Origin of the sequence: Bartonella sp. ML69XJBT, from assembly GCF_028618515.1 — a bacterium.
In the GTDB taxonomy this organism is placed as follows: domain Bacteria; phylum Pseudomonadota; class Alphaproteobacteria; order Rhizobiales; family Rhizobiaceae; genus Bartonella.
Genome location: NZ_JAQITB010000004.1, coordinates 119,868 through 126,010 on the forward strand (window position 1 = coordinate 119,868; position 6,143 = coordinate 126,010).

At 36.3% G+C, this 6,143-nt stretch carries 7 protein-coding genes and 1 pseudogene; all 8 read left to right on the plus strand.

The genetic code is table 11. From position 1 onward, the window contains the following. Window positions 1-12 precede the first annotated feature (12 nt). Window positions 13-318: a VirB2 family type IV secretion system major pilin TrwL gene (gene trwL / locus PVV68_RS02605; protein WP_273720593.1), complete on the plus strand. Its 306-nt coding sequence runs from the start codon at window positions 13-15 to the stop codon at window positions 316-318. Window positions 319-431: 113 nt separating this feature from the next. Continuing rightward, the gene (gene trwL / locus PVV68_RS02610) at window positions 432-740 is read left to right on the plus strand and encodes a VirB2 family type IV secretion system major pilin TrwL (protein WP_273720592.1); all 309 of its coding nucleotides are present in this window, start codon (window positions 432-434) and stop codon (window positions 738-740) included. Between the two features lie 87 nt (window positions 741-827). Further along, window positions 828-1,139: a VirB2 family type IV secretion system major pilin TrwL gene (gene trwL / locus PVV68_RS02615; protein ID WP_273720591.1), complete on the plus strand. Its 312-nt coding sequence runs from the start codon at window positions 828-830 to the stop codon at window positions 1,137-1,139. 141 nt (window positions 1,140-1,280) lie between these two features. Beyond that, entirely contained in the window at window positions 1,281-1,592 is a 312-nt protein-coding gene (locus tag PVV68_RS02620) for a conjugal transfer protein (protein WP_273720590.1), read from the plus strand. A gap of 12 nt (window positions 1,593-1,604) precedes the next feature. Continuing rightward, window positions 1,605-1,913, plus strand: coding sequence for a type IV secretion system protein VirB3 (locus PVV68_RS02625; RefSeq protein WP_273720589.1), 309 nt, complete (start codon window positions 1,605-1,607; stop codon window positions 1,911-1,913). Window positions 1,914-1,915: 2 nt separating this feature from the next. Further along, window positions 1,916-4,387, plus strand: a complete 2,472-nt coding sequence (locus PVV68_RS02630; RefSeq protein WP_273720588.1) for a VirB4 family type IV secretion/conjugal transfer ATPase — start codon at window positions 1,916-1,918, stop codon at window positions 4,385-4,387. Beyond that, on the plus strand, window positions 4,384-5,091 hold the full coding sequence (locus tag PVV68_RS02635) for a type IV secretion system protein (protein ID WP_273720587.1): 708 nt from the start codon (window positions 4,384-4,386) through the stop codon (window positions 5,089-5,091). Before PVV68_RS02630 ends, PVV68_RS02635 begins: the two co-directional genes overlap by 4 nt. 468 nt (window positions 5,092-5,559) lie before the next feature. Then, window positions 5,560-6,143: pseudogene (locus tag PVV68_RS02640) on the plus strand (hypothetical protein); the annotation flags it as partial.

The window sequence follows — 6,143 nt, forward strand, 5'->3', positions numbered from 1 at the left end:
TAAGAGCAAAAGATGACAAAAATCAATTATTTCCAACTTGAAAATGGTAATCGAATCATTGCAATTTCCGAAGTTGTAATCGCGTTACTTATAGTTCATCCTGCATATGCACAATTGGGTAAAGCAAAAGATGCTTTAACCGCTCTGCAAACAGATCTTACTACTAATATTATTCCTATTGCCGCTGCAGTTATACTTTTATGCTTAGCAATTGGTTATGCAGGACGTTACATTGAAAAAGATACCTTTGTACGCTGGGCAATCGGTGTTGTCATTGCCGGTTCAGCAACTGAACTTGTTAAAATGTTGTTTGGCTAATCATGAAGCCTTTAGCACAAAATGCTTTTCTTCAAGAAAGTCTGTGTCCAGTAGTAGTCTTTACTTATGCTGCTAAGAGATAAACATTGTTAAAATTTGAATGAGAATAGAATATGAAACGATTAAGTAATTTCCAATCAAAATGTAATAATTGGATTATTGCAAGTCCTGTAGCTATAACGGCATTTTTTATGGCTTATCCTGCGTATGCAGAATTAAAACATGCAAAAGGTGCTTTAGAAAAATTACAGGACGATCTTATTAAAAACATTATTCCTGTTGCTGCTGCTGTCATACTTTTGTGTTTAGCAATTGGTTATGCAGGTCGTTATATCGAAAAGGATACATTTATACGCTGGGCAGTTGGTGTTGTCATTGCTGGTTCAGCAGCTGAACTTGTCACAATGTTATTTAAACCATAATGAGGTTAATTATAGTTCAATTTAAACGAAATGGCTTTTATTTATCCGTTATAGGTAAACTAAAAATGGTACTTACGAGAAAAGAAGATGAAACGATTAAGTAATTTCCAATCAAAATGTAATAATCGAATTATTGCAATTTCTGCAACTGTAATTGCATTTTTTATGGCTCATCCCGCATATGCAGAACTAAAGCATGCTAAAGATGCTTTAGACGCTCTAAAGAAAGATCTTATTGATCATATTATCCCTATTGCTGCTGCTGTCATACTTTTGTGTTTAGCAATTGGTTATGCAGGTCGTTATATCGAAAAAGATACCTTTGTACGATGGGCAATTGGTGTTGTTATAGCTGGTTCAGCAACTCAACTTGTTGCAATGTTATTTAAAGCTAATTGAAATCAAGCATGAAACAAATAAAATACAAAATGTTTTAAAAAATCTATTTATGAGTTGTGGATATATCTGTAATGATATCATTTATGCTGCAAACAAGAGAACATTCTCAAGAGTAGGTTCAGTCATATGGGGATAAAAGATATGAAACAATTAAATATTCTTCAAGCAAAAACCGGCAATAAGATCAGTGCTATTGTGATAGCTTCGACGATGTCCTTAATGCTCCAACCAGTATGTGCTCAAACAAAAACTAAGAGCTTAGATATTCTCATGGGTATGCAATACGGACTTAGTATGGTCATACCCATTGTTTGTGCTGTTATTCTTTTATTTCTATTACTTATTTATATATTTCGCATCATAGCAAGAGCCACATTTATACGATGGGCATTCAGTGTCATTATCGCTGGAGCAGCATTCTATATTAGCCATATATTATTTCACATCCAATAGCTAGAGTAGCACATGAAACCACAACAAAATGAAGCATTTCCCTTATTTAAAGGAGCAACACGTGTTCCAACTCTTTGGGGTGTACCCATGATGCCACTTATCGTTATGGCCATCAGTGTAGCTATTTTTGCTATGACAATAAATATCTTTTTGTGGATAATTGCTCCGCCCCTATGGTTCGTTATGGTACAAATTACCAAAAATGATGATAAGGCGTTTCGTATCTGGTGGTTGTGGATTGATACCAAACTTCGTAACCGCAACAAAAGTTTCTGGGGAGCTTCAAGTTATAGTCCCTCTGATTACCGCAAAAGGAGATAAATATGATAGCTGTTGAAAGCGGCAAACGCCTTGCATCAGAAACGCCAGTAAGCCTGTTTATACCCTATTCACATCATATTACAGATACAATTATCTCTACTAAAAATGCAGAATATTTATCGGTCTGGAAGATTGATGGGCGTTCGCATCAAAGTGCTTCACAAGAAGATATCTTTCAGTGGACTAAAGAGCTAAACAATACCCTACGTGGTATTGCATCGGCCAATTTGGCATTTTGGACACATATCGTACGCCGACGTGTTTATGAATATCCTGATTCAACATTTGATCAAGCTTTTTGCTGTCAGCTTGATGAAAAATATCGGCAAAGCTTTACTGGTTATAATCTGATGGTCAATGACCTATATCTGACTATCGTTTTCCAACCGATTGCTGATAAAATCATGTCATTCTTTTCTCAACATGAGCGTGAAACACTCGATCAAAAAAAGATGCGGCAGGAATCATGTATCAAGGCTCTCAATGATATCAACAACACTCTAGGCCAATCGTTAAAGCGTTATGGTGCAGAAATTCTTGGCGTTTATGAAAAAAACGGACATGTTTATTCTTCTGCGCTTGAATTTCTTGGAATGCTCGTCAATGGCGAATACAGATCTATGCCGATCTGTTTTGATCGTTTTGCTGACTATATGTCTATTAACAGACCTTTTTTCTCGAAATGGGGTGCTCTTGGCGAATTGCGGACAAGCAGTGGAATGCGTCGATTTGGAATGCTAGAAATTAAAGAATACGACACGACAACAAAACCAGGACAATTAAATGTTTTGCTGGAAAGTGACTTTGAATTCATCTTGACGCAAAGTTTTTCCGTGCTCTCACGGCATGCTGCTAAGGATTATTTACAGCGTCATCAGCGTAACCTTATTGATGCTCGCGATGTAGCAACAAGTCAAATTGAACAAATTGACGAAGCGTTAAACCAACTTGTTAGCGGGCATTTTGTCATGGGTGAACATCATTGTACGTTGACCATCTATGGTGATACAGCTCAACAAGTTCGTGACTATATGGCAAAAGCAAGTGCCGCATTGCTAGATGCAGCAGTATTACCAAAACCGGTAGATTTGGCCATAGAGGCTGGTTATTGGGCGCAACTGCCTGCAAATTGGAAATGGCGACCACGTCCAGCACCAATTACATCGCTGAACTTTTTGTCATTTTCATCCTTTCACAATTTTATGTCAGGCAAACCAACAGGAAATCCATGGGGGCCAGCAGTTACAATTCTTAAAACAATCAGTAAAACGCCACTTTATTTTAATTTTCATGCCTCTAAACTTGAAGAGGATTCGACAAATAAACGTTTGCTTGGTAATACCGCACTTATAGGACAATCTGGTTCTGGTAAAACTGTGCTTCTTGGTTTTTTATTAGCACAAGCGCAGAAATTTAAACCAACAACTGTTGTCTTTGACAAAGATCGTGGTATGGAAATTGTTATTCGGGCTATGGGTGGTCGATATCTCACATTCAAGCCTGGTAGGCGAAGTGGTTTCAATCCCTTTCAACTTCCTCCCACACAAGATAATCTGATTTTTCTAAAACAGTTTGTTAAAAAATTAGCAGAAGCTGGCGGTGAAGTTACACATCACGACGAAGAAGAAATTAACCAAGCTGTCATGTCTGTCATGAGCAGCAATATTGATAGATCTCTGCGTCGTTTGTCTTTTTTAGTGCAGTTCTTACCCAATCCACATTTAAACGATTATAATGCACATCCATCTGTTCATGCTCGCTTAATAAAATGGTGTGAAGGTGGTGATTATGGATGGTTATTTGATAACCCCAATGATGCCCTGGATCTCTCAACCCACCAAATTTACGGTTTTGATATTACCGAATTCTTAGATAACCCAGAAACTCGGACTCCAGTCATGATGTATTTGCTTTACCGCACAGAAGGAATGATTAGCGGTCAGCGGTTTATGTATATCTTTGATGAATTTTGGAAGCCTTTGCAAGATCCATATTTTGAAGATTTGGCAAAGAACAAACAAAAGACCATCCGTAAACAAAATGGTATTTTTGTTTACGCCACACAAGAACCTAGCGATGCCTTAGAAAGTAATATCGCCAAGACTCTTATTCAACAGTGTGCAACTTACATTTTTCTAGCCAATCCTAAGGCAAGTTATGAGGATTATACACAAGGTTTTAAACTCACTGATGCTGAATTTGAACTAATCAAAGGACTCGGTGAATTTAGTCGCCAATTTCTTATCAAGCAAGGCGACCAATCTGCACTTGCAGAGTTAAATCTCGGTAAATTCCATGTGAAAATCGATGGAAAAACCATTGATAGAGACTTTAGTGAGGAGCTCTTGGTATTATCAGGCACGCCTGATAATGCAGAATTGGTCGAAAACATTATCGCTGAAGTAGGCGATGATCCAGCAGTATGGTTACCAATTTTTTTACAACATGTCAAAAATGACAGGAGGGAAACATGAAAAAGGTAATTATAACAATAGCCATAACAGCAATTTTAGGAACGCCAAGCTCATCAATGGCTTGGAGTTGGGGATGGGCTCCAGCAAAAAACCTATTCTCCTCAACTCCTACCCAGAAGGAAAATAAACCTACTACACCGCAACATTATCTAGAAATTATTGAATTATTAAAACAGCAACTCAAACAAACACAAGAAACGCATCAATCTATAACAAAAAATCGAGAACTTGGAGTAAAACAAGCAGACCACACTAGTTTTTTTCTCAAAAAACCAGAGTTAATTTACGATGAAGATAAGGTTTCAGATATATCCGCATCAATCAAAGATATTTTTCTGAAAGAAAATGCTCCCACTTCTGTTCGAGAATCCCGCGATACCATCACTAAACGTATTCAATATGCAACAAGTGCTGATAAAGCCGTAAGTTTAAAGACTTTTCAAGACGCAGAAGATCGTTTTAAGCAACTCTTAGAACTCCTAGAAAAAATTAATAAAACAACAGATCTAAAAAGTATTGCCGATCTGCAAGCACATATAACTGGAATGGTCGCCCTGATACAGAATGAAACAGCAAAATTACAAATGGTTAACTATTCGCATAATGCAGAACGAGCATTTATCAGCCAACAAAAGAAAACACATAGTATGAAAATTCTTAGCAGCGAAAATAAAGAAATGCCCATCATACGTTCTATACGATAAAATCTTTCGATAACTTGATTGTAATAATAGCTTGCTTTATTTGCATGGGATTGTATTTCTTTTAGTGAATACATTCAAACGTATCACACTTACTCTTGTAGATTAGCCATGTAATCTACAAATGATCAATAGAAATATTGCACTCTATGAAAAATGTCAATTATGTATTCAGAGAAGGGACCATACTCTTTTCAGTATTCTCATCATCCTATTGCTAACGCCCATTACAAACACGTTTATTAGCAATAAGATATGACCTTTAAACACTTTAAAATTAGATATAGTAGGAAACATTCTTTCCCCTAATAGCCAGATAACTAAAATTCAATAGTGTATAAAGATAATAGCAAGACTAGAAATGAATATGCCAATGAACAAAATAATTAAATAAAAATAATTTATCCATCAAAATTAAAATTACAATTAAAAATATAATAAGATATATGAAACGATTAAGAAGAAAATAACATGAAAAAAACTGTTATTTCAATAGTAATAGCGACAATTTTGGGAATGCAGAACACAATTCTAAAGGCTAGCGGTTTATTTTCTCTTAGAGAAGGACCTGAACGTCCACTAAGCACCGTAGAACAGATATACAGAAATGATGCGATCTTGCAGGCATTTGCAGAGTTTGAAGAACGGGAACGACAAAGAAAGTTACGAGAAGAGGCTAAAAAAAAGCTTGAAGCACAGAAGAAAGCACAAGAGAATGAGAAAATGCTTTTAGATTTAATAAAGAACCATCTCGAAAAAACAAACGAAATATATAGCTCTATAAGTGGCACACGGACAAAAAGCAAACAGATACGAGAAGATGATGGTGAATTATTTTTTCTAAACCCACAGCTTATTTATGATAATAACAAACAAACAGAGCTCGGTACGAAAATCCCCCAACTCGTCAAAAAAATGATAAAGGACGAAAATTATCTTCGCGATTCTACTGTCCAAGATGCGCGTGAAGAGATTGATGAGCGCAGTCAATATGCAGCAATTATCAGTAAAGCTATATCTCTACATATTTTTCAGGAAATAGAAAATCGTTTTGA

Excerpts from the sequence above, each read along its gene's own strand:
- trwL (WP_273720593.1), top strand. The coding sequence starts at position 13 with ATGACAAAAATCAATTATTTCCAACTTGAAAATGGTAATCGAATCATT.
- trwL (WP_273720592.1), top strand. The coding sequence starts at position 432 with ATGAAACGATTAAGTAATTTCCAATCAAAATGTAATAATTGGATTATT.
- trwL (WP_273720591.1), top strand. The coding sequence starts at position 828 with ATGAAACGATTAAGTAATTTCCAATCAAAATGTAATAATCGAATTATT.
- PVV68_RS02620 (WP_273720590.1), top strand. The coding sequence starts at position 1,281 with ATGAAACAATTAAATATTCTTCAAGCAAAAACCGGCAATAAGATCAGT.
- PVV68_RS02625 (WP_273720589.1), top strand. The coding sequence starts at position 1,605 with ATGAAACCACAACAAAATGAAGCATTTCCCTTATTTAAAGGAGCAACA.
- PVV68_RS02630 (WP_273720588.1), top strand. The coding sequence starts at position 1,916 with ATGATAGCTGTTGAAAGCGGCAAACGCCTTGCATCAGAAACGCCAGTA.
- PVV68_RS02635 (WP_273720587.1), top strand. The coding sequence starts at position 4,384 with ATGAAAAAGGTAATTATAACAATAGCCATAACAGCAATTTTAGGAACG.